Below are 23280 nucleotides of genomic sequence, written 5' to 3' on the forward strand. Positions count from 1 at the left end.
CCCTATGAAGTACCTGTCCCTCGCCCCCTTTGCCGCACTCGCAGCCATCATGCAGGCGATCACAATCTACTCCTACGACCAAGACGCTATGGCGGTGGCAGGGCAGATTTTCTTCCCCGTCCTCTTCACCCTCATGGCGCTGTACCTGATGCTCAAAAACCCCGGAGGATCAGCGAAACTCACACTGGTGATGGCGATCGAGCTGGTCATTTCGGCGCTCACCTTCGTCGGGTCAAGCCAGAAAATCGCCGCACTATACCCCTCCATCATCGTGTACTATGTGGCCCTGGCCGCGCTCGCGCTTGAGGTGGCTGCGCGCATCGCCGATACCCCCAAACGCGCCAAGGCTTCCGCCGACGGCGACGACACCCCCGAAACCGACAGCCCCGCAGCGGAACAAGAACACGACAGCGCGGGCGAGCACGACCCGGACGAAACCGCACTAGACAGCGACAGCGCGGCGACCCGCCCCACCGAGGAAGACACGGCCAACACCGCAGCGGGCGAGCACGACGACCCCAACACCGCAAAACCCGCTGCGGCAAAACCTGCCGATTCCCAAAAAACCACCCGCACCAGGATGCGCGCCGGACTCAACCGCAAAGCACCCGTACGCCGCGGCAACCGCCTCATAGCCACCACAAAAAAATCAGACAAACCCACCACAGACACGGACTAACAGGCCCCTGCCGCCCCGCCGCTGCACACACCCTCGCCGCAACCAGCCGCACCCCACCCAGCAGCAGGGCAGAGCCCCACCACAAGACCCCCGCACCACCGGGGAACACCCACACCCACACGCCCACACGATAGACTGGGACAAACAGGCAACAGAAAACCAGCCACAACCGCCGCGCCCGGCGGGCCACAACCGACACCACGCGAAACACCCCCGAGCAGAAAGACCCACCATGACCACAGCGCCACCCGTGCAAAACCCCACGCCAAACACCACCGTGGCAGGCAAAATAGCGCTCGCGGCACTCGCCCTGACCGTCGTCGGCTGGCTCATCTACATCGAATTCACCGGCGGCCTGGACTTTAACGTCTACCGGCTCGGGGCCATGACCATCTTCGACAACGAAGGCATGCACAAAGACCTCTACGCCCGTGACCTGCTCGACTACGGTGCGCTTAAACTGCCCTTCACCTACCCGCCGTTCGCGGCGCTGCTCTTTATGCCGTTCGCGTTCCTGCCGTTCGGGGTGGGCGTGGGCATCATGTACACCATCAGCATTGGTGTGGCCTGGTGGATGGCCACCCTCATCTACGACTACGCCACCAGCCGCGGCTACCACATCCCCTTCCAAGACAAGCTCGGCAGATACGGTACTATTGCCGTGCTCACTTTCATCATCATCCTCTCCGGGCCGTGGCGGCGCGGGCTTGCGCTGGTGCAGGTGAACCCCATTATCCTCATCCTGGTGCTGGCTGACTTCCTGCGCCCAGCCAAGCGTATCCCCCGCGGGGCGCTGATCGGTATTGCTGGCGGTATTAAGCTCACCCCGCTCGCGTTCGGGCTTATCCTGCTGATGCGCAAAGACTGGCGCGGTATTTTCACCCTCGGCGCCTCCTTCGCGGCGACCGTCATTATCGGGTTCATCTTCCTGCCCCATGAGGCTCTCACCTTCTGGACAAGCGCCGTCTCGGACCCCTCCCGCGTGGGCAACATTAACTTCCTCGACAATATCTCCATCCAGGGCTGGCTCATGCACCTGGGGCTGCGTGACCCGCTGCTGAAGCCCGCATACTACGGGCTGGTGCTCGCCACCATCGTCCTCTTCGCCGCGCTGCTGCACCAGCTGAACCGCCGTAAACTTGTACTCTCACAGGTGGCGGTCGGCGGGTTCCTGATGGTCAGCATCTCACCCATCAGCTGGTCGCACCACAACGTCATGTTCCCCCTGATCCTCATGGCGCTCATCGTTGATGCGTTCCCCCGGTTCTATGCGCACCTGCCCGCCTGGGCCAACCGGGCGGCGCGCATCCTCACCTGGGTGGCCCTCATCGGCCTGTACATTTCGCCCATGTGGCTGGGCGCCTCCCTGTGGGGCAGCTTCAGCGACCTTGACAATATCTACCAGCACGCCCTGCTGTTCTCCACCGTGCCGATCCTGTGCCTGTACCTGGTCATGATCACCTGGGCGGTGGCGGCCCTAACACCCGCCGTGCGCACCGCAGAAGAAGACGACCTGTTTATCGCCCCGCCCCCCGGCGCGGCACCCGATGCCAAAAAGGGGTAGCCGTTGAAAAAACACCCCGCAGCGTTTATCCCGCATGCCCTGTTCGTGCTCGCGGTCATCTACATGGTGCAGTACGTCATTAACGACGGCGGCAACGACCTGTACATTTACCGTCTAGGGGCCGAAACTATCGCTGATGGGCCCGGCGGGCCCGGGCTGTACGAGGTGAGCCTCGACAACTACCCGTTCACCTACCCGCCGTTCGCCGCGCTGCTCTTTATACCGTTCGCGCTCATGCCCAAAGAAGTCGGGATGGCCCTGATGATGCTCATCACCGCCGGTATCGCCTGGTGGCTGGGGTGGGTCATCACCAGGTACGTGAGCAGGCGCGGGGTGCGCATCCCCCTGTACGAACACCTGGGAACCGCCGGGTGCGCCTCAACACTGGCGATGCTGATCTGGGCGAGCGGACCGTGGCGGCTAACCACCCATTTTGGGCAGATTAACGCGGTCATCCTGCTGCTGGTGCTGGCTGACTTCCTGCGCCCAGCCAAGCGTATCCCCCGCGGGGCGCTGATCGGTATCGCTGGCGGTATTAAGCTCACCCCGCTCGCGTTCGGGCTTATCCTGCTGCTGCGCAAAGACTGGCGCGGTGTTGCCTCCGTGGCGGGTGGTTTCGTGGGCACCATCGCCCTCGGGTTTTTGGCGGTGCCGGGTGAGGCCGCCTACTACTGGGGTGTGGCGGTGCGTAACACCTCCCGCATTGGGGTGACCGCGTTCTACGATAACGTTTCTCTGACCGGTATCTTCGCGCACCAGGGTGTGCCTGAGCCTATCGCCACGGTGCTGGTGGTGGCGCTGTCCCTATTCCTGCTGGTGGCCACCGCCGCCCTGATGTGCCTGTTCATCCGCGCGAACATGGTGTTTTCCCAGGTGGCGTTGAACGCGTTTTTAATGCTCCAGATCTCCCCGATTAGCTGGTCGCACCACAACACCTGGTACCCGGTTCTGCTGGTTGCGTTGTGCCTGGAGATTTTCCCGCTTATTATGCCTGCGGCACGCCCGGTAGTGTACGTGCTGAGTGCGTTCGCGAGCGTGATCGCACTGGTGGGCATGTATATTTCCCCGTTCTGGCTGGCGGTGCTGTTCTCCCCGAAGTACTCTTCGCACGAGATGATCTACCTGCCGCAGGGCGGGGCCGGGCTGGTGGCCAGTTCAGCCCCGTACGCCGCCATGTACCTGGTGGTGGTGTTGGTGTTCCTCACCTACTGGGCGCACCGGGCAGCAATTGATGCGCGGGTGGACTCGGGCCGGTTCCGTGCGCCCGAACGCCCCGCACCGTAGCCCTTCACACACCCGCGCCCAAGAGGGCACAGCTAAGGCCCGTCGTGCATCACGACGGGCCTTAGCAATCAGGGCACCTTCCGGTGAGGCGACCGGGTGCGGGCTACTTGGTGTTCATGCGCCACCGGGCGTAGGGCGCCTCAACGAACATGTACACTTCGCTGCTGCTGTCTTCCCACTCGGTGGTGCTCTTCGACGAAGCCATGCTGGTGCCAATCACCGAGCCTTTACCGACCGCATCCAGCCTGAAGTGGTAGTAGCCGTTATTGTCGGTGCTTTCGCTGTTCACCTCAAACGAGCTGGTGCCGCCGGTGTAGGTGAAGGCGTAGTTACGTGCCCGGCCCTCAATGCTCTCACCTTTACCGTACTTCGGTGCGGAGGAGGCATCGTACACGCGCACCGTCCACTTGCCTTCGCCCTCAATCTGCAGCTTGCGGGTGGTTTTGCTAGTGGTGTCCATCCAGGCGGAGCCGGTGATCGTGGAGCTCACGCTGCCGGAATCACGCACCTCAAAACCGCTGGACTGGTCTTTGTCGGTTTTACCCGCCACGTTCAGCACACCCCGGTTATTCTCGTTTGCGGGCACGGATGCGGGAGTGAACTCGTAGTAGACCAGCGCCTTCGAGTCGTTGCCGTTGGGCTTTTCGATGTCGATGGTCTTCTTACCCTCACCCGTGTATTCCTTGAAGTCGCCCGAGGGCTTCTTCAGTTCGGTGGAGTCATCCGAATCGGAGGATGAGCTGCTGCTCGCGGACGAGGAGCTGCTGGAACTGCTTGCGGCAGGCTCCGCGTTGTTCGTATTGTCGCTACCGCGCGGTATGAACAGCACCAGCGCCAGGATCAGCAGCACCACCAGCAGAATAACGCCCGCGATACTCGCCAAACCCAGCGGGGTGGAGAAGAAGTTCTGGTTCCCGTTATTCGCGGTGAGTTTTTCACGCAGCGTATTCACGGCCCCGGCTGCCCTTCCGGAGGCTTTCTTGGCTGCCGCGCCACCAGCCGCAGCCGCCGCAGGTGCGGCAGCGTTTGCGGGGTTAAACTGTGCGTTATTCTGGGTGTTTCGGGCGTTCTCAGCCGCGAACGATGCGGGGGTCACGGTGCCGGGTGCTGGCGCGTTCACGACCGGGCCGCTGGCGTTGCCCTGCGTACCGTCAGCCGGGGTGGCCTGCACGTCGCGGGCTGTCAGCCCGGTACCTTGCGTCTGGCTCGGCTGGGACTGATCGGCTGGGGGCTGCTGGCCCGCCTGGGCCTGCCCCGCCTGCGGGTTCTCCGGCTGGGCGCCGGGTTGGCTTTGCGGGTCATACCCGTAGCCGGTGCCTGCCGTATCCTGCCCGTACCCCTGGGCGGCGTCCTGACCGTAGCCGGAGACACCGTAATCCTGGCCGTAGTTCTGCGCACCATCCTGCCCATAGCCGGGTGACTGCGCCGCACCGGGGTCGGTGCCGTACGAGGCGCCCTGCGCTGGTGCGCCGCCCTGGTTCGCGGAATTCACGGGAGCGGCACTCTGCTGGTTCGGCAGCGGAATCTGCGAGGTGTGATCCGCCAGCTCGGGGTTAATCGGCTCCGGCAGGATCGGAGGAACAGCCGGTGCTGCGACCTCAGAGGCCTGATCGGAACCTGCCCCAGCGGATGCTGCGGGTGCAGCAGCCGGTGCCACGGGCTGGTCGGTGGGCTCTTCTGAGAGCCCGTACCCCGAAGGGTCCGCCGTGTATGGCTGCTTGCCGGTTTCGCTAGCTGCCACATGCGACTGTGCCGCACCGGTACCCTCGGGGAAGGTCGCTGCGGGCAGAATAGAGGCCGGTTTAGCGGCCTCATCCGCGCCTGATGTCTGCTGCGCAGTATCAGTTAGCCCGTAAGGCTCCTGCTGGGGTCCCGGTTCAGGTTCGGGGGTGTGAGACACGGCCTCCTGCTGGTGTTTCCCAGCATCGTGAGTTTTAGCGTCACGAGCCTCGACACCATACTCCTGGACAACATAATCTTGGGCGCCATCGGTTTCGGTGCCGGTGCTTTCGGCACCGCGTGCCTCAACGCTGTGGTCTTTAGCGCTGTATTCCTCAGCGCGGCGGGACTCGCGGGGCGCATCCTCAGCCTCTTCTGCGGTATCCTTCGCGGCGTGCCGCGGCTTTACCTGGGACGGCTGCTCGGTGGAGGGCTCCTCACCCTCGGTGCGGGCCTCATCATCCTGGGCGGTGTGCTGGGCCGCGGCGGAGGTGTCGTGGAACTCAATCAGGGGCGAGTTCACCGGCGAAGGCAGCGCATCCTCATCCTCAGACGGGGTACTTTCAGCATCCTGAACCGAGGGTGTTTCCTTCGGCTCGAACGGCTCATCATCGTCGAGGGGGGACAGCGCAATAGTTGCCGCGTCTGCGGGAATATTTGCTGCGGTATCCACCGATGAGGCGGTGGTAATGTCCGGTGCCTCAACGCTCGCGCCGAGCATCCGCTCACCCTCATACACGAACGGTTGGGCGTTATCGTCCTCAGCCGCTTCGGCTGCCCTGCGGCGGCGCTTGGGAGGCTCGTCACCGCCCATAATGTCATCGGCGGAGGTGCGGGTTGCCGCATCCGACTTCTGCTCCTGCACCGCAATACCTTCAGGCGGGGTGGGCAGAGGCATAATATCGTCGGCGCCCGCACCGCTGAGGGTGGGCCCCTGCCGCTGCTGCCGCTCGCCTGTGTCCGCCTGCTCTTTCTGAACCTCATCGGCGGCGGGGCTCGTGGCGGCGTGTTTTGCGGCGTGCTGTGCCGCACCGTCGGTTTCTTCAGCTGCTGACGCGGTGCTCTCAGCGGCACCCTGGGTGTTCTGTGCGGGCTTCGCGTCGTCTTTGGGCTGTTTCTTCTTCGGCTGAATCTTAATGAGCCCCTGGGTGTCGAGGTTTTCGTTCACCTCAATACTGATGTGCTCACCGGGTGCACCCTCGTTTGATGCACTCATCTCCTGCGCCTCACGCACCTGCGCGAACCGGCGCAGAGCGTTCTTCACGGGTTCGGGCTGCTCCAGCTCTTCGGCTGTGGTGGCACCGGTGCGGGTCTCGGCGGCGGGGGTGTCTTGCTCGGGGGAGGTTTGCTCAGAAGAAATGTGTTCAGCGGAAACCTGCTCAGCGGCACCCTTTTCGGTGGAGGATTGCGCGTACTCTTCGTCCCGTGCAGCACGCCGCGCAGCCCGGGAATCACCAGAATCAACCGTATCCGTTTGGTTTTCCTCGGTCTCGGGGAGTGGTGCAGGGGCAGCGGCGACCGGCTCGGGCGAACCGGCATGGGTGCCCTCCTGCTCGTCCGCACCCGCTGCGGGAGCAGCCTGAGCGGGCTCATCCTTCTGCAGTTCGCTCTTTATTGCATCACCAACGGGGATGCTGGGGGGAGTGTCAGCTTCCCGGTGCGCGTCAACGTCAGCGGTTACCTGCGACTCCGCCAGCTCATCTGCAGCGGGGGAGGCAGTAGTGCTCTCACGCTGAAAATCAGCGGGCTCCGGCAGGGTAGGCTCGCCGCTAACAGGCTGGGCGTGCCGGGGCGTGTCCTCGGCGATCTCGGCCACCTGCGGCCCGCTCGTGGACTCACTAGCTGGCTGGGTGTGCGCTGCCGAAGCGGCGCTAGCCTGCTCGTCCTTGGCATCAGTTGTGTTCTGCTCAGCCTGCTGGGCGGCTGCGCGCTCGGCAGCTTCACGCTCGGCGGCCTCCTGCGCCGCCTGCTGAGCCATGAACTGCTCGCGGGCGGCCCGGCGGGAAGTCGGCTGGGGCATGTTCTCGGGCATACCCGCCACAGCCTGCCCACCGTTAAAACCGTTTGACTGCCCTTCCACTACCTGCGGGTGTCCGCCAGGCTGCGGCTCGGTGGTGTTCGCCGGGCCGTTTGGCTGCAGGCGGGCGCGCTCAGCCTCGTAGTGTGCGGCATGAGCCGCACGGGAGGGGTGCGAGGTGGCCTGCGCCATCCTGAAGTCATCATTAAGCGGGTCAAAAGAGGTGGTGCGCGGCTTCTGCTCTTGCCCCTGTTCAGTACCGTTACTGTTCTCCGCGGTCACCGTGTCGTGTTCGAGGGCGGAATGTGCGGGTGCGTTATGAGATACAGCGGTATCGACGGTTCGCTCTGTGCCCGCCTGCTCCTGTATAGGAAAACTGCCGGTGGCGGGGGCTGCGGGACTATGCTGCGCGTGTTCCTGTGGGGTGGGGGCAATAACCGAGTCGTCACCCGCTAGAGTGTAGTCGTCGCCAACGTGTGCCGGAAGCTCATCCATGGGCTCCTCATACGCCGTGCCTTCGTCGTTGAAATCGGCGGAATCGGTGGGCTCCTCAATCCACAGCTGCCACCCGGCCGGGACCGGGCCCCACGCGGGGTCGGGGCGCCAAGTGGGGGTGGGTTTCCAGCCTTTGGGGGGTTTGGGCCAATTCGGCGGCGGATTAAAAATCAGTGCCATGAGAAGCCTTCCTTCTGCCCGCGCCACCCCCATACCCGGAAGCGATGGCGCGCACAATCTAAACAAGAGAAATACGGTAACCATAGAATTATGTCATATTTACCGCTAAAATACCCTGTAACAGTCACTTAGACAACCCCACGGCGCAACGTTGCGTGAGCATCGAAAAGTTGCAGGAGCGGCATAGATTATGAGCACTAATTCGTCGGAGCCCAAACGGCACCCCGAGCACAACCACCACGCAGGCACAAACCAACAGAGGCCGCAGGATACGAGGCAAAAATCACCTAAATCATCCGCTACTTCCCCAGCCCCTGAGACCACCTCAGGGGTTACTGATGTGCCCTGGAGCAGCTCCAATACCGCTGCTCAAAGCGCCGAGAGCACCGCCTCGGGTTCGGGTAGTGAGCAGGACCCTGTCCAGGCGGCCCCCGTCAGCCCAGGGGATGATCCGCGGCCGGTATCGCAGCTGCTTGCCCTGCCGCCGCTAACGGACGCTATTAAGCAGGTCTCTAAGAACCCCGAGAACCCACCGGCGCACGGCTCGTATGCGGTGCCCGTATATAACCTCGACCCCAGTCTCACCTCCGATATGTCGGCCTCTGTTGAGCGTACCCTGCCGTACCACCGGTTGGCCTTTGCCGATGGCCGTTCCCGCTGGTTCACGCCCCTGCTGGAGGGCCTGGTGGCTCTGGTAGTCTACGTGGTTCTGATTACTCTGTTTACCGTGGTGATGATGAGCATCCCACTGATCATCCGTGCGGATAAAACAACTGACTTCGGAACCTACATAAGGGACGATGTACTGAATGATCCGCTGGCTATGTTCTTCGTATTCGGTTCAGTTGCTCTTATGTTCCCTGCCATACGTGTTGCACGCCTGATTTTCGGTCCCCGTCCATGGGGCCTGGTGCACTCGGTGCAGCGCCGGGTCCGCTGGTCGCTTCTGCTGACGGCGCTGGTGGTTGGTGCCTTCTGTTATGGGCTGCTTTCCCTGCTGACGCTGATGCTGGACGGCTTCTCATCCATCGGTTTCCACCACAAGCAACCGCATGAGGTTGCTTTCTGGCTGAACATGGTGTTGCTTCTTGTTCTGGTGCCATTGCAGTGCTACGCGGAGGAACTGGTATTCCGCGGCTACCTGATGCAGACCATCGGCCGGTGGCTCAAGAACCCGGCGTGGGCGATTCTGCTCCCAGCTCCCTTCTTCATGCTTGCCCACGGCTACGACCTGTGGGGGCAAGCCTCAATAGTGGTTATGGCGGTGCTCGCGGGGTTCCTCTGCTGGTACACGGGCGGCTTAGAGGCAGCTATCGGGATGCATGTGATGAATAATATAACAACGATGGCGATGGGTATGTTCGCGAACACGGACCCGCTTCAGATGCAGAGCAGCGGCACCCCCACCGATTTCGCGATGGTGCTCGCCACCGAGGTTCTCTACACGGCGGCCATCTGCTGGTTCACACACTACCGCGGCTACCTGCGCACTGCCACGTTCACCGTGCAGGATCCGAAGCAGAGCCACGCGCCCGTGCAGTTCTCGCCCGCCCAGGCCTCTCAGGGGCACTCACCCCAGTCGCCGGAGCAGCCGAAACAACAGGGGAAGTAACCTCCCCCAAAAAGCTCACGGTGCGGTGTGCCGGTGCGGGTTGAGAACCCACACGGGCGCACCGCACGCATCATCTGGTGTTTCCGGTCAGAGTCAGTCTCTCTTCACGCGGGGTAAAGCAGCATTTCTTGCTTTTACCTCACGGGAAGAGGCTTTTTAGCACCCCAAAACTCTCGCGTGAAGGTAGGCTTAAAACATGAGTGTAGACGCAGTGAAAAACATCGAAGACCTAGCACAGTTCGTTGAGGACTCGCCGGTTTCTTACCTGGCGGCGCGCACCGTGGCGCGGCGCCTGCAGGGGGCCGGGTTTACCGAACTGACCGAGTCTGAGACGTGGCCCGACTCCGCCGCGACGGGGCGCCATTTTGTGGTGCGTGACGGCGCGATTATTGCGTGGGCGGGCGGGCGTCAGGCGTCTGCGGCGAGCGGCTACCGGGTGCTGGGTGCACACACCGATTCGCCCGCGCTGAAAGTTAAACCGAAATCTTCGCTCACGGTTAAAGGCTGGCACCAGATCGGTGTTGAGAACTATGGTGGGGGGCTGCTGAACTCGTACCTTGACAGGGAGCTGCGTTTGGCGGGGCGGCTGACGGTGCACGAGGGCGGCACCCTGCGTGACCGGTACGTGTGCACGCCGCCGCTGGCGCGCATCCCCCAGCTGGCCCCGCACCTGGACCATAAACGGAACGAACTGGTTCTTGATAAACAGTTCAACCTGTACCCGATTTGGGGTATTGACCCGGGGCAGAACGATGTGCTCGCATACTTGGGGCGGCACACGGTCGATGAGGGCGGCGACGTTGACCCCGCCACCGTGGTTGGCTACGACCTGCTGACCGCCGATTCTCAGCCGGGGCGCCGGTTTGGGCAGCACGGCGAGTTTTTTGCCTCCGGCCGGCTGGATAACCTGTCGTCGGTGCACGCGGGGCTGTGCGCGCTGGAGCGGTATGTGGCCGATAACGCCGACGAGCACGCATCCCACACCGTGATGCTCGCCGGGTTCGACCATGAGGAGGTCGGCTCGGAAACCCGCAGCGGCGCGGCTGGCCCGTTCCTGGAAGATGTGCTGGTGAGGCTGTCGGCGGCACGCGGCGAGAACACGGAGCAGTACCGCCGCTCTGTCGCCTCCTCAGTGTGCCTGTCGGCGGATGCGGGGCACCTGCTGCACCCGAACTATCAGGGCCACCACGACCCGGTGGTGCAGCCGGTTCCCGGCGCCGGGCCGCTGCTGAAGATTAACGCGAACCAGCGGTACGCCACAGACTCGGTGGGCGCCGGTATTTTCGCGGCGGCATGTAAGGCGGCACGGGTGCCGTATCAGGAGTTCGTGTCGAATAATAATATGCCGTGCGGTTCCACCATCGGGCCTATCACCGCCACCCGGTTGGGGATGCGTACCGTGGATGTGGGCGTGGGCCTGCTGTCGATGCATTCGGCGCGCGAAATGTGCCACGTTCACGACATGGCGTACCTGACCCGCGCGGTGGAAGGCTTCTACCGGTTACAGGGTCTATAACCGGACTGCTGCATAGCGGGACGGCGCAGGCGGCGGCAATGACGGCACAACATAGTGCATGGTTTTGGCATTTTTGTAATGCTCCCATCCTTACAAAACAACCGAAACCGTGCACTATATGAGTGCGTGGTGAAGGATTAAATACTTATGGTAACCGGGGAAGCATATGACGCCGTAAGTAAGCAGCAAAACGAGGAGCATCAGCTCTTTCAAGCGCTCCACATAGATCTAATTCGCCATATTTATTAATGAAATATCTTTCTTGGAATAAATATATTTCTGCGAGGTCTGCAGACGACAATATGAGGGATTCTTGAGTTGACCTACCGAGATGCGGTTCCACAAAATCCATCAGAAGGTCGTCAGCGCTAATGGTGACATAGGGTAAAGGGTCACCGGTATTTTCGCTCGTTTCCCAGTAATCCAGGAGAGCTTTGTCGTTGGTGACTAAGTAGTCAATATTGTGCTTCACCATTGCTGCATGTATATGAAGGTCGTTCTTATCGGGGTATCCATGTATTGAGGGGATAGGGTAACCTTCTAACACGAACACAGATTTACCTATCTGCTCTCTAACCTTCACCCGTGTAGCATCATTTCCAGTTGGGTTTCCTCTAAGCCAGTGGTACCCCCACTCGTCGAGAATATTCTGTGTTGTGTGTATATCGAAGTACTTTTTATTTAGTATCTGGTTAGGAAGAAGCATCCAATCCCTGAGTGTTTTACTCAGCAGAATATTGGTATCTAGAAGAATAGAAGTCGCCCCGTTGCTCATGCTATTTAGTCTAGCAAAGTAACGGGGCGATACTTCTGAATTATTCACGAATTCCGAGTTCTGCCTCTATATCCCAGATTTTCATGAGTGCCTGTTTCTGACGCTCTAATTGGGCGCGTTGGTATGATTCCAGGTCTTCGCGCATAATACGGAAATGCGAGCCTACCTTGTGTGCGGGAATTTCTCCGTTACGGATCATTTTTACGAGAGTCGGCCGGGAGATACCCAGTTCTTTCGCGGCGGCGGTCGTGGTGAATACTCGCGCTTGGGAGACAATGGCCAGATCTGCACCGGAACGAACGGCTGCGATAAGCTCACGAATCAGTTCCGACAGTTTAGGGCCGAGTTCCTCCGAATCCTTCCCCTGCACTTGCAGAAAGAACGAGACTTCAGTGGTATCTCCATGCGTATCACGAGCACCAGGGACGAGCTTCTGTACTTCTTCGCGCAGCTGCGGGTCGTTTAAATCCGCACGGGTCAGCGTTGAAGTGGTCATGATGTACCTCGCTGTTTGATGACATGTGCACTTACCCCGCATATGCTTACATTCGGTTTAGTGCATCTGCAATGCTGGGGCATGTGCTCTACAGTCTACAGGAGTAAGTGAAACAAAAGAAACCAGTTTTCGAATATTTCCTATATAGATTAATGTTGTTTTTGCCGCAGAAATAGTACCTATACCTTCAGCAGACCCTGTGTGTGAAGAGCGGCCACACCAACACTGCTAGTCCCTGCGGGCCAGTGCCCACAGTGCGGATGCGCATCCCAGAAGACCCCAAAAACCGACGACTATTACGTCCAGGATCTGTATCGGGCCGATGTTGAAGAGGGTGGCCCTCACAAGGTTTGCCGCAGGTGCGAACGGCAGGAACTGCTGAACATGCGCGTACCACTCGGGCAGTCGTTCGGGCGGGTAGTTAATCGGCGCAAACAGTATAACCATGAAGGTAATCGTCTGTGTCACGATCGTCAGAAATGCCGCCGGAATCCAGTACGCAAGCATAAACCCTAATACCGCCATAACAACTTGAAGCGCGAACACAACGGCAATAGCGCCGATACTCAGGTTCACGTCAAAACCAAATTTGAGTTTCGCGGCTGCACCGCCCGCAATAATGCCGGGAATCGCGAGAACCGCCCAAACGAGTATGTCAGCCGCCAGAATCGCCAGGCGCGGGACCGGAAGGGACCGCTGATAGTCGAACATGCCGTTCGTCTTAGTGGTAACGATAATCTGGGGAGCTATTACACACCCCATAGAAATGAGGGTTACCGTTACCGTGCCGGATGCCAGATATTCTGCAGAATTCCGGTCAAGATGCGGCATGAAGACCGAGATGCCGTAAAGAAGTGCAAACGCTAAAAGGACCTGCACCACCGCAAAAAGCGGCGCGTTGATGGCGTTACGAATCAGTGACCAGCGGATCAGCTCGACCGTGGCACGTACCGTCGAAATTCGTGAGGACACGAGGGCGCTAGTCATGGTTAATCATCTCCTCATAGTTATCGGCCAAAGACGCCGAGCCTATGCGATAGCTTTCGACGCATCCCGCACGGATTCCTGAAAGTACATGGGGTAAGGCCAGCTCAAGCTCGTCGGTACTCAGGGTGACGGTAAACTCCCGGGGGATAGTGAAATCGCCCTCTGCACGCTTCTCAATATATTCCGTATCTGGCATATTCCCTGGTGAAGGGGATATTTTTACATCTAGCACGCTGCTAAGTTCTTGAAGGAACTCCGGGGTAGCCGTGATCGAGAGCGTACTTTTTGCTTCCTCCAAACCCAGCGCGCTTGTCGGTTCATCACGAACTAGCAGCCCCTTATTAAACAGCAGGTACCTATCAGCGTGACGCTCCACCTCCAGGAGGTTATGAGTCACGATCAGCACCGTGGCACCCTGCTCGGCGCGCATCCGCAGCATCCTCCACAGCAGTTCACGGCGCACCGGATCAACATCGTTCGTGGGCTCGTCAAAGAGGTAGATGGGGGCGGGCGCGGTAACCGCCATACCGAATGAGGTCAGGCGCTTAATCCCGCCCGAAAGCTTATGTCCCGGCCTGTCCGCCCAATCCCCTAAATCGAGAGTATCGAGAGTTTCCTGAACCGCCCGCTTCGCCTGTCCCAACTTCAACCCGCGAATGCGAACCGCCGTCGCTATCGCCTGGCGCGGGGTCACCCCTTCTAGGGAGGACGTTACCTGCGGCATGATCGCGCATATCTGCCGAGCCTGTGTTGGATGCGCTATCAGGTCTGTGCCGCCGTAGCTAATGCTGCCCGCATCTGGCTTGGTCAGGCCCACGATTTGGTTGAGAAAAGTTGTTTTACCGGCGCCGTTGTGCCCTATGAGGGCCGTGACCTCGCCGGGGTCAAGGCGCACACTAATATTGCTATTGGCCGTGGTGGTACCAAAAGTTTTGGTGAGGTTATTAATGGTGAGTGCGGGCGCGGTGTCTGTACTCATAAGGTGCCCTATCTGCTGCAGGATACTGACGGTACCAGTAGCATAACGGCGGTTTTTCGGCGCACCCGTGACATTCGTCAGGGGTACAGCAGGAGCTTGTCATCACACCAATAACCTAGCTCGGCATAACCTGTGACATGGCCTTTTAGGTTTTTGTGGGGCTGTTTTATATTGTATTCCTCATGCATGGTGTATCGCCCGCGACAACGGGTGGCTTTAGCCGTGCCTCTATCGCCCATAAACTGTACATTTTCCCGCATATTTGTAGGGTTAAAGCGTACGATATGCGGGAAAGTGTACGATATATATCGTTATACCGTGCCTAGGTGCACACATACCGACAACATATATTCTCCTGCCTCATTAGACAACAGGAGAGAAAGAGAATTCGGTGAAATACCTCAAACCATATTTTGTATTTTGTGCTCGCGTCATGACTTTAGCCTGGCGAGCTTCACCCCTGAAAAACCTTAGCGTACTGGCCGCCGTCATGATCTCTGCGCTCGCTCTGATCGCCTGCCCCATTCTGCTGGGTTATGGTGTTCAGCGCACCCTTGAAAACCCTGAAGTTTGGCGTCAAAACCTTGCCGTCCTCGTGATTCTTTACAGTATTCTGTGGCTCATCGGGCAGAGCTTTCGGTATCTTTTCTACCCTGCTTACGGGTTCATCGAGCAGAAAATGCAATCGCGCCATATGGCGGATGCGCTCGCCACCAGCATCGGCGCCGACCCGCGCGCACGCGCTACACTAGGCGCCTCCGAAATTGCGTATGCCGTCGATGCGCAGGCCGCATCCATTCGCGAAACCCTCGCCACCTTGTACCTCTCAATTCTACCCGCCGGGGTTGGTTGCATCGCTGGTGCTGTCTCGATTCTGGTGATGGGTGGCGTGCCGGAGCTAGGCATATTTTGCGGGTTTGTGGCGCTCTATCTGGCTGGAAGCATGCCGCTGATCGCGCGTCATCAGAAGTTTCAGGGCGAATTCTTTGACGGCTCAATGCGCAGTTTCGGCACCCTGGAAAACACGCTTCGTCTCTGGCGTGAAAGCAGAATCCTTGGGGCGGCTCCCTTTCTTCACGACCGATACGCCCAAGGCCGCCTGCCCGTAGAAGCAAAAGCTCTCAAAAGTTACCGTTACACCATGTTGTTACACACCTGGCAGGGCGCGATGTTGGCTCTATGCCTGCTCGCGATAGTGCTCAAAACCGTATTATTCGGTGAAGGTTCTCCGGCGCAGATTACGGGTACTGCGGTGGCGCTCATAGGAGTGTGCGCGGCGGCAATTGGTCCGCTCCAAGCCGTCGGCTTTGGCGTATCGACCATCGCGGTTTCGGCAGAGCGTTACCGGCAGGCGCACCATAAAATACTCGCTCCTGCCGCCGACGATTCGGGGTATCTCATCGACTACGTCGTAACCACAGGTGAGCTTTCCCTCCGCGTGGATGCACGCAATCTGAGTGAAACATCCCATGGTGTGCATACGGTGAAGCCGGGACGCCCGTGTTGGGTGCGTGGCGCATCCGGCGCGGGAAAAAGTTTGCTTTTAGAACGACTTCTTGGCGTGCGTGCGACAACTACCCCCGCTTATATGTCGATGAGCGCGCCGCAAGGCACTCTTCGGTTTGTCTACTTGCCGCAGGAAGCTGGGCTGCTGGTTGGTACCGCGCATGAGAATGTGGCGTTTGGTCGCGACATTCCGGTGCATATATGCGACCGGTACCTGCAGGCGGTGGGGCTAAGCGAGTTTGCCTCTAGTGGTGTTCGATGTCATGACACCGTCGCGGGTGAGAGCGGCAGCGTGTCCGGGGGAGAGGGCAGGCGTATCGCCTTGGCGCGTACTTTGGCGGCGGCCGAAACCTTGAATGAGCAGAAAGCCCTGAGCCCCGCGACCGTCATGGTTCTCGATGAACCGACCGCCGGGCTAGATGCGCCTACCCGTGCCCGCGTCTGGGAACTGATCGAGCGAGTGGCCCATACCGCAATCGTGCTGGTGAGCACCCACGATGAGGACGCGCCCGCCCGGCAGAACGATACCGTGATCGAACTCTAATGCGGCGCGAACCCTAGGAATGAGAACGTTTTATCTGTAAAACATTCGGTAAAGTTGGATTAACCCCTTATTCACCGGGGTAAGAGCACACGGCACGCATTATGAAATTTACCCCCGTGATGACTCTTAGGGTGGAGAGGGGAGATACAGCCTTTGTCTGGAAAGCACAACAGCTTCTGCAACCGCCTCGGAAAATACGGCTGCGCGGTAAGCAATCCCAACTTATCCCTAGAAATCCCTTAAAAGGGATAACTGGGGATAACTAGTTTTCGCACTTATCTCAACCTATCGGGACTTATCTTAAAAATCCCGATAACCCCCGATAGGTTCCGATAACTTCCTGTAGACTAAAAATCTAAGGAGGCTTCCGCAGATCATGACTCTTAATCCATTCCGCCCGGGTGCCGGGCATACTCCGCCCGAATTTGCGGGTAGGCAAGAACCGCTTAATACGTTTACTAATATCCTGCGTCGTACCGAGATAGGGGCTATTAGCCGCGGCATGATGCTTTACGGGCTGCGTGGGATGGGTAAAACCGTGCTTCTGCGTCGTCTGCAGGAAGACGCAAAACGTGCCGGATGGGTAACGATCTCTCTGGAAAGCGGAATGGGGAAGAACGCGTATGCTCAAGTTCGCACCCGCCTAGGTAAAGAACTTGCCTTAGCTGTTCGAGGCTACCGGCAGAAGAGCCGCTGGAAGAAACTCTTATCGAATGTCGCTTCTTTATCGGCGACGCTTGGTTTTGCTGGAGCCTCCGTTGTGCTTAAAGCTGATACGCACCACTCCGATACAACGGGTCTTCTGGACTTTGATCTTCCAGAGACACTACTGTCTATGGCTCGGGAGCTCAAAGACCAAACTCCCAGTGCTGGTGTGGGTATTTTCATTGATGAGATTCAAGATCTTGATCATGAGATGCTCGATATTCTGCTGACAACCCAGCATGAAGCCGGGCAAAAAGAGCTTCCATTCTATATTTTCGGAGCCGGGCTGCCTTCAGTCCCCACGAAACTGGGCGAGATTAAGACTTACGTCGAAAGGCTCTTTAGCTACCATCCTTTAGAGCGTCTCAATGATGATCAGACCAGACTGGCTTATGCTGATCCTATTGCTAAAAATGGCGGTAGTATCACGCAGGATGCGCTTGCAGAACTTGTGGACCAATCCCACGGATACCCTTATTTCATTCAGCAGTTTGGGCGGGATGCCTGGGACTGTGCCAGCGCGGGCAATATCACTCAGGATGATGTTCGTGTGGGCGTTACTTTGGGCTGGGAAGAGCTAAACCGCGGGTTCTATATGACGCGGTGGAACAGGGCAACAGAATCTGAGAAACACTACTTGGTAGCGGTCGCCGATCTTATGTCTGAGAAAGAAGGAGATTCTGTGCCGGTCTCAGAGGTATCCAGCCGGATGAAATCTATTACAACGTCTTTGAGTGCCCGCCGCGCATCCTTAATTGAGAAAGGTGTACTGTACAGCCCTGCATATGGTCGGATCGCTTTTACGGTTCCGGGGATGGATCGGTTCATTAAGCGGTCGGCACAGTAGCTGCACGAAGTTATCTCAACCTATCGGGACTTATCTTAAAAATTCCGATAACCCCCGATAAGTTTCGATAACTTTTGTTCTCCCACATGAAGGCTCTTTTTATACCAGGGGAGAGGCGGGAGAGAGCCTATCGAATTAGCGAGAGCAGTTCCTCGTGCACGGTGGTATCGCCTGTGACTTCCGGGTGGAAAGAAATGCCGATAATGTTCCCGGCGCGCACGCCCACAATCTTGCCCTCATGATGCGCCACCACCTGCACGCCCTCACCGGCACGGGTCACAATCGGCGCGCGAATAAACGCCGTATCGATCACGACTTCCTCACCCGAGGGCGTAAGCCACGGCAAATGAACCTGCGCCGAATCGACCTGCGAGCCGAAGGCGTTACGCCCAACCGAAACATCCAAAACACCGAGCGACTGCTGCCCCGGAGCCGGATCGTCAATCACGGTCGAGAGCATAATCAGCCCCGCACAGGTTCCCAGGGTCGGCAAGCCCCCCGAAATCGCCTCAATCAACGGCTGGCGCAGCCCAAAAATACGGGTCAGCCTGTCAATTGTGGAAGATTCGCCACCGGGCAGAACCAGCGCATCCAGGTTCGCCAGCTGCTCGGCACTTTTGACGAGCACCACCTGCGCCTCCAGTGATTCGAGCATGCGCGCGTGTTCGGCAACGCCGCCCTGCAGCGCCAAAACACCAACGGTTTTGCCCGCACCGGGCAGGGCAGCCGGGGGAAGAACCTCAGTCTCACTCATGAGCCTATCTTTCTGCAACACGAGGTTGCGCACAGTGTAGAACGTTGGGTTTCGGGCTGCGTTTGAGAGCACCAAACTCACCCGAGCAGATAACGTATCTGAACAGAGTCGGGGGCGAAGCCCGCACCGAGCTTCACCCCCTGCACGCCTTGACCGGGCACCCTCACCTGAACCGAATATAATCGATCGGCGAGCGCGCATCCGCCACGCGGCGGCCTATACTTACCAGCCGCGCTCCGCCAGACGATGCGGCGCGGGCAGATCGGCAACGTTGATGCCGACCATGGCCTCGCCCAAACCGCGCGATGCATCCGCCAGTTTTTCGGGGTCGTTGTAGAACGCGGTTGCCTTCACGATGGCCTTAGCGCGTGCCTCGGGGTTTCCGGATTTGAAGATGCCGGAGCCGACGAATACGCCGTCCGCGCCCAGCTGCATCATCATGGCGGCGTCGGCGGGGGTTGCCACGCCACCGGCGGTAAACATGACTACGGGCAGCTTACCGGTCTTCGCAACTTCGAGCACCAGGTCGTAGGGGGCGGCAAGTTCTTTCGCCTTCACGTACAGCTCGTCGGGCATGGTGTTGTACAGGCCCTGCAGCTCGGCGATCTGGCGCTTAATGGTGCGGATATGCTTGGTTGCCTCCGAGACGTCACCGGTGCCAGCCTCACCCTTCGAGCGGATCATGGCGGCACCCTCGGCGATACGGCGCAGCGCCTCACCCAGGTTGGTGGCGCCGCATACGAACGGCACCGTGAACTGGTGCTTGTCAATGTGGTTCACGTAATCGGCGGGGGAGAGTACCTCTGACTCGTCGATGTAATCCACCTTGAGGCTTTCAAGAATTTGCGCCTCAACAAAATGCCCGATGCGCGCCTTCGCCATCACGGGAATCGAGACGGCGTTGATGATGCCCTCAATCATGTCGGGGTCGGACATACGAGCCACACCGCCCTGAGCACGAATATCGGCGGGTACGCGCTCAAGCGCCATGACGGCGACGGCGCCAGCATCTTCGGCGATCTTGGCCTGTTCGGGGGTGACGACGTCCATGATGACGCCGCCCTTGAGCATGTCGGCAAGCCCGCGCTTCACGAGCGGGGAGCCGGTTACTGGGGAATTAGTCTGTTCAGTCATGCCCCCATTTTCTCACGTTTGGTGTATGTACGCTCGCCCCGTGACGGATTTTCTGCCGCAGGGCGCGCATCTTTGTGTCTGCGCGACATGAATCGTCATATTTCATGAGGCTCGTGGCGTTATACAGTCTCGTAAGCCTGCTCCTATAGAAGGGATAATACTAGAGCTCGGTGTGCACCCTGCACAGGGCATCTCACATGCGCGGGTCTTTTGCACCTAGAAGTACAGCACCACGAAGAGAGTGCCGTTCAGCATAAAGCCCCGTATTTTTACCCCGTGATATGTTGGAATATGCGCGCCTTTACAGGTGTTATTCTGGCGCTGTTTATTTCTCTTCAACCCCAACACACACATCAAGGAACGTCACCGTGCTTGAAGTCATTATTGCCCTATCGCTGGCAATTCTTCTGGGTAATATCCTTGCCCATAAAATACGAATAACCCCCGCCATTATGCTCATCTTCCTTGGGCTTGTGCTGGCACTCATCCCCGTTCACGCCATGCACGAGGTGCGTGAGGCCGGGCTGCCCCCGCACGTGATTCTCGAAATCTTCCTGCCCGTGATGCTGTTCTGGGAGACCCGAAATACCTCTTGGCGTGAGGTACGCACCCGTCTGCGCGGCATTCTGCTCTCGGGCACGGTGCTCGTAATTTTTACGGCGTTCGTTATCGCCTGGGTGCTTCACACCTTCATGGGCATCTACATGTGGCATGTGGCGCTGATTATCGGTGTGGCGCTTGCCCCCACCGATGCCGTGGCTGTGGCAACGCTCAACGGCAAACTCCCCAAAGCCTCCATTACCACCCTCAAAGCGGAAGCACTCATTAACGACGGCACCACCCTAGTTCTTTTCGCGCTCGCACTACAGCTTGCGGGCGGTCATGAGCTGGCCCTGGGGACCGCATCCGGAATGTTCTTCTTCTCGTTCCTGATTGGAACTCTCGTTGGCCTGGCCGTCGGATGGGGCGCGAATAAGCTGCGTGCACACATCGGCAACCCTATGAACTTCAGTGTGTTCATGTTCACCATACCGTTTATTGCTTTCTTCCTGTCTGAAGAGATCGAGCCTTTTGAAGGCATGAAAGGTTCCGGAGTGGTAGCCGTGGTGGTCGCCGCCTTCTACCTGACCTATCGCGGGCCGGATACCATCAAACCCCAAAACCGCTTCTACGGTCTGCCCATCTGGTCGTTTGTTTCCTATGTCATGAACGGTGCGCTCTTCGTGCTTGTGGGTGTGCAGCTGCCCAGCGCCACCGAGCATATGGAAGGCGTCATCCACGAATACAACTATGCGTGGGCTTCCGCGCTCGCCGTGATTGTGGTGGCGTGGCTCGTTTCGATTGCGGCGCGTTTCATCTTCCTGCACGTCACGATTGGTATTATTCGTGCCCTTGACCGTTCAGAAAAGCAGAGGCGGCTGCGCACAACTTTCCGTGGTCGTGTGGTGAGCACCTTTGCGGGGCTGCGCGGCGGTGTTTCCCTCGCGGTGGCTCTCTCCGTGCCGACTGGTGTTCCCGGGCGTGACTTTATTATCTTTATTGTTGCGGGCGTGGTTCTTCTGTCGATGGTGGTTCAGGGGATGCTCCTGCCGCTGGTTATCAGGTGGGCGAAAATTCCGGTTGATACCACCGAAGAAGACGAGATTAATAATGCGGTGCGCACGATCATTGCCGAGTCCTTCGACTCTGTGACTGAGATCGGCCAGGAAATTAGTGCGCCGCAGGAAATTATCGACCGCATTGCCGAAGAACAGATGTACAACGCGAGTATGTACCGCAACCTGCACACCGTTCGTAAGCACGGTGCGAACGCGCCGGAAGAAGCCCGCCGTATTATTGAAGCGAGCGATCTTGAGAAAGAGCTGCGTCTGCGGCATTTGGAGAAACAGCGTGAGGTGCTCAAGCGCCTGCGTAATGAGCGCACAATCGACACGAATGTGCTCCACGCGATTCAGGAAATCCTGGATATTGAGGAGATACGCGTGCTCGGCCCGGTTGAGCTGGAGTAACGCAAACACTGGTAGTCGTGCTCTGCGGTTCTGTGCACGGTATGCTGGTATGCGTGAGTAATAAGCCAGCCACCTCGCAGCAGCACACACCGCAGATACCGGCCCCCGGCTCACCCACCCGCGCCACCGCACAGGGCCGGGGCGCACTTGCCGTGCACGCAGTCATCTACCTGCTTTTTGGTCTGAGCACCATCTTTATTCAAATCCCCGACTGGGGTACCGATAGGCTGCTCATTGGAGGGCTGATGCTTGCCCTCGGAGCCTCCCACTGGTGGGTTTCACGTGGAACACGCTACGGCCCGGCCACCAGTGCCACGCTCATCTCGGTTGCGCTCGTGCAGGCCGCTTCCGGGGCGTTACTAATTGCCCAGCCTGATGCACCCGCCCCAATCCTGCTGGCCACCTGCGGCGGTATTGGCCTTGGCGCCCTTCTGAAGGGCCTGCTGGGGGTGCGGTACCGCTCCGTTATCGCTGCGGCGCGTGACTGGGTGCTGGAGGGCACGGTGATGCTCGCAGCCGCACTCGCTGTACCGTTCATGGTGAACATCGGGCCGAAAGCGGTGCTGGGAGTCACCGGCGGCGGGGCGCTCATAGCGGGTGTTTTCCTGCTGGTTGGTGCCCTGGGTGCACGTACCGAAGGCACGCCCGGGGCGTAATGTTGGCGCTGGATAATGGGTGCGGAACCGTGGACGCGTACACTGGTTTAGACGCACACAAAAGGAGGGTTCGTGGCTGAAGACCGCCCGCGGGGGCTCAAAGCCCAAGTGAAAGGGCCGCTGATTATTGCTGCTGCGCTTGCGCTCGCGGCATTCTTTGCGGTGTTCGTTTTTGCAACCGGAGGCACCCATAATAAGCCGAATATCGGTCTGGCTTTGGGTGTGGGGGGTGCCGTGTTTATCGTGACCCTGGTGGTGTGCGCAACCTTGATTCTGGTGGACCGCCCAAACGACCCGTCACTGGGGCAGGGCACGGGCATTAATCGTTCTTCAGCTGAACTGTATGCCCAGGCAAAAGCTAAACGAGAAGCAGCGGAACGTGAGAAAGCCCGTGCTGAGGGGAACTCACAAGCGGCCGGAACCAAAGCGGAAACAGCCGAGAATGATGCTGAGCCCCCTAAGACGACTGACAGCTAATCGGCGCGCTGAGGCGGTATGCTAAGCTGGTTCTATCTTTATGAGTTATACGCCTTATGGCGAGAGGAGCTGGTAGTGCTACCTGCCAACTCCTCTCTGCGGGTAGAGAACTACCTCAGACGCTTAAGAAACACTGAGATAGCTTCTACGGCGTAAGAAACGGCTTGAGCTGATCCGTCGGTCAGGATATAACTGACCAGGATCGCTTGAGCCGTTTCTACAATCTCGTAGATAGACATACCCGCTCACCGCCTTCCCGCCCTGGGAATCATCACGGAATGTATCTTTATGAGTTGTGCCGTGGACCCATTCCAGGAAGAGGGCATCTTCTACTTTACTGTACGT

General features: G+C 58.9%; 17 protein-coding genes. 10 read left to right on the forward strand and 7 right to left on the reverse strand.

What is annotated here, in order from left to right; all coding sequences use genetic code 11:
- The first annotated feature begins 4 nt into the window (after positions 1 to 4).
- From I6I94_RS06865 to I6I94_RS06875, 3 genes are all read left to right on the forward strand, one after another.
- Positions 5 to 679, forward strand: coding sequence for a hypothetical protein (locus I6I94_RS06865; protein ID WP_201620545.1), 675 nt, complete (start codon positions 5 to 7; stop codon positions 677 to 679).
- A 232-nt stretch (positions 680 to 911) separates the two neighbouring features.
- Positions 912 to 2243 carry a glycosyltransferase 87 family protein gene (locus tag I6I94_RS06870; protein WP_128087180.1) on the forward strand — a complete coding sequence of 444 codons (1332 nt, stop codon included), beginning with the start codon at positions 912 to 914 and terminating at the stop codon, positions 2241 to 2243.
- 3 nt (positions 2244 to 2246) lie between these two features.
- A complete protein-coding gene (locus tag I6I94_RS06875) occupies positions 2247 to 3527 on the forward strand; it encodes a glycosyltransferase family 87 protein (RefSeq protein ID WP_128087179.1) in 1281 nt (426 codons plus the stop codon).
- A 103-nt stretch (positions 3528 to 3630) separates the two neighbouring features.
- Here I6I94_RS06875 and I6I94_RS06880 read toward each other — a convergent pair whose 3' ends face one another.
- Positions 3631 to 7938, reverse strand: coding sequence for a hypothetical protein (locus I6I94_RS06880; protein ID WP_201620546.1), 4308 nt, complete (start codon positions 7936 to 7938; stop codon positions 3631 to 3633).
- Positions 7939 to 8128: 190 nt separating this feature from the next.
- Here I6I94_RS06880 and I6I94_RS06885 point away from each other — a divergent pair, with 190 nt between their 5' ends.
- Together I6I94_RS06885 and I6I94_RS06890 are read left to right on the forward strand one after the other, a co-directional pair.
- Positions 8129 to 9550, forward strand: coding sequence for a CPBP family intramembrane glutamic endopeptidase (locus I6I94_RS06885; protein WP_128087176.1), 1422 nt, complete (start codon positions 8129 to 8131; stop codon positions 9548 to 9550).
- Positions 9551 to 9746: 196 nt separating this feature from the next.
- Positions 9747 to 11066, forward strand: a complete 1320-nt coding sequence (locus I6I94_RS06890; RefSeq protein ID WP_094758792.1) for a M18 family aminopeptidase — start codon at positions 9747 to 9749, stop codon at positions 11064 to 11066.
- A gap of 145 nt (positions 11067 to 11211) precedes the next feature.
- On the opposite strand, the gene I6I94_RS06895 is transcribed toward I6I94_RS06890, so the two are convergent.
- The 4 genes from I6I94_RS06895 to I6I94_RS06910 all read right to left on the reverse strand — a co-directional run bounded on the left by I6I94_RS06895 (position 11212) and on the right by I6I94_RS06910 (position 14303).
- The gene (locus tag I6I94_RS06895; protein WP_128087175.1) at positions 11212 to 11841 is read right to left on the reverse strand and encodes a PIN domain-containing protein; all 630 of its coding nucleotides are present in this window, start codon (positions 11839 to 11841) and stop codon (positions 11212 to 11214) included.
- A gap of 40 nt (positions 11842 to 11881) precedes the next feature.
- Positions 11882 to 12337 (reverse strand): helix-turn-helix domain-containing protein, encoded by a 456-nt coding sequence (locus I6I94_RS06900; protein ID WP_172425632.1) that lies wholly within the window; start codon positions 12335 to 12337, stop codon positions 11882 to 11884.
- A gap of 228 nt (positions 12338 to 12565) precedes the next feature.
- Complete coding sequence (locus I6I94_RS06905) at positions 12566 to 13324, reverse strand: ABC transporter permease (RefSeq protein WP_128087173.1); 759 nt, start codon at positions 13322 to 13324, stop codon at positions 12566 to 12568.
- Positions 13317 to 14303 carry an ABC transporter ATP-binding protein gene (locus I6I94_RS06910; RefSeq protein ID WP_201620547.1) on the reverse strand — a complete coding sequence of 329 codons (987 nt, stop codon included), beginning with the start codon at positions 14301 to 14303 and terminating at the stop codon, positions 13317 to 13319. The genes I6I94_RS06905 and I6I94_RS06910 overlap by 8 nt, the downstream gene beginning before the upstream one ends.
- Before the next feature lie 433 nt (positions 14304 to 14736).
- Between I6I94_RS06910 and I6I94_RS06915 the strand changes: the two genes are divergently transcribed.
- Complete coding sequence (locus tag I6I94_RS06915) at positions 14737 to 16353, forward strand: ATP-binding cassette domain-containing protein (RefSeq protein ID WP_236588832.1); 1617 nt, start codon at positions 14737 to 14739, stop codon at positions 16351 to 16353.
- 376 nt (positions 16354 to 16729) lie between these two features.
- Positions 16730 to 17905 carry an ATP-binding protein gene (locus tag I6I94_RS06920; RefSeq protein ID WP_128087171.1) on the forward strand — a complete coding sequence of 392 codons (1176 nt, stop codon included), beginning with the start codon at positions 16730 to 16732 and terminating at the stop codon, positions 17903 to 17905.
- A 127-nt stretch (positions 17906 to 18032) separates the two neighbouring features.
- On the opposite strand, the gene pdxT is transcribed toward I6I94_RS06920, so the two are convergent.
- Both pdxT and pdxS read right to left on the reverse strand, forming a co-directional pair.
- Complete coding sequence (gene pdxT / locus I6I94_RS06925) at positions 18033 to 18659, reverse strand: pyridoxal 5'-phosphate synthase glutaminase subunit PdxT (protein WP_004006447.1); 627 nt, start codon at positions 18657 to 18659, stop codon at positions 18033 to 18035.
- A 222-nt stretch (positions 18660 to 18881) separates the two neighbouring features.
- Positions 18882 to 19793 (reverse strand): pyridoxal 5'-phosphate synthase lyase subunit PdxS, encoded by a 912-nt coding sequence (gene pdxS, locus I6I94_RS06930; protein WP_004006448.1) that lies wholly within the window; start codon positions 19791 to 19793, stop codon positions 18882 to 18884.
- Between the two features lie 368 nt (positions 19794 to 20161).
- On the opposite strand from pdxS, the gene I6I94_RS06935 reads away from it, so the two are divergent.
- The 3 genes from I6I94_RS06935 (at position 20162) to I6I94_RS06945 (ending at position 22935) form a co-directional block, all read left to right on the forward strand.
- Entirely contained in the window at positions 20162 to 21802 is a 1641-nt protein-coding gene (locus I6I94_RS06935; protein WP_128087170.1) for a Na+/H+ antiporter, read from the forward strand.
- A gap of 53 nt (positions 21803 to 21855) precedes the next feature.
- Positions 21856 to 22458, forward strand: a complete 603-nt coding sequence (locus I6I94_RS06940) for a hypothetical protein (protein ID WP_236588833.1) — start codon at positions 21856 to 21858, stop codon at positions 22456 to 22458.
- Positions 22459 to 22530: 72 nt separating this feature from the next.
- A complete protein-coding gene (locus tag I6I94_RS06945; RefSeq protein WP_126854635.1) occupies positions 22531 to 22935 on the forward strand; it encodes a hypothetical protein in 405 nt (134 codons plus the stop codon).
- Positions 22936 to 23280: the final 345 nt, after the last annotated feature.

Source organism: Rothia aeria, assembly GCF_016726365.1.
In the GTDB taxonomy this organism is placed as follows: Bacteria; Actinomycetota; Actinomycetes; order Actinomycetales; family Micrococcaceae; genus Rothia; species Rothia aeria.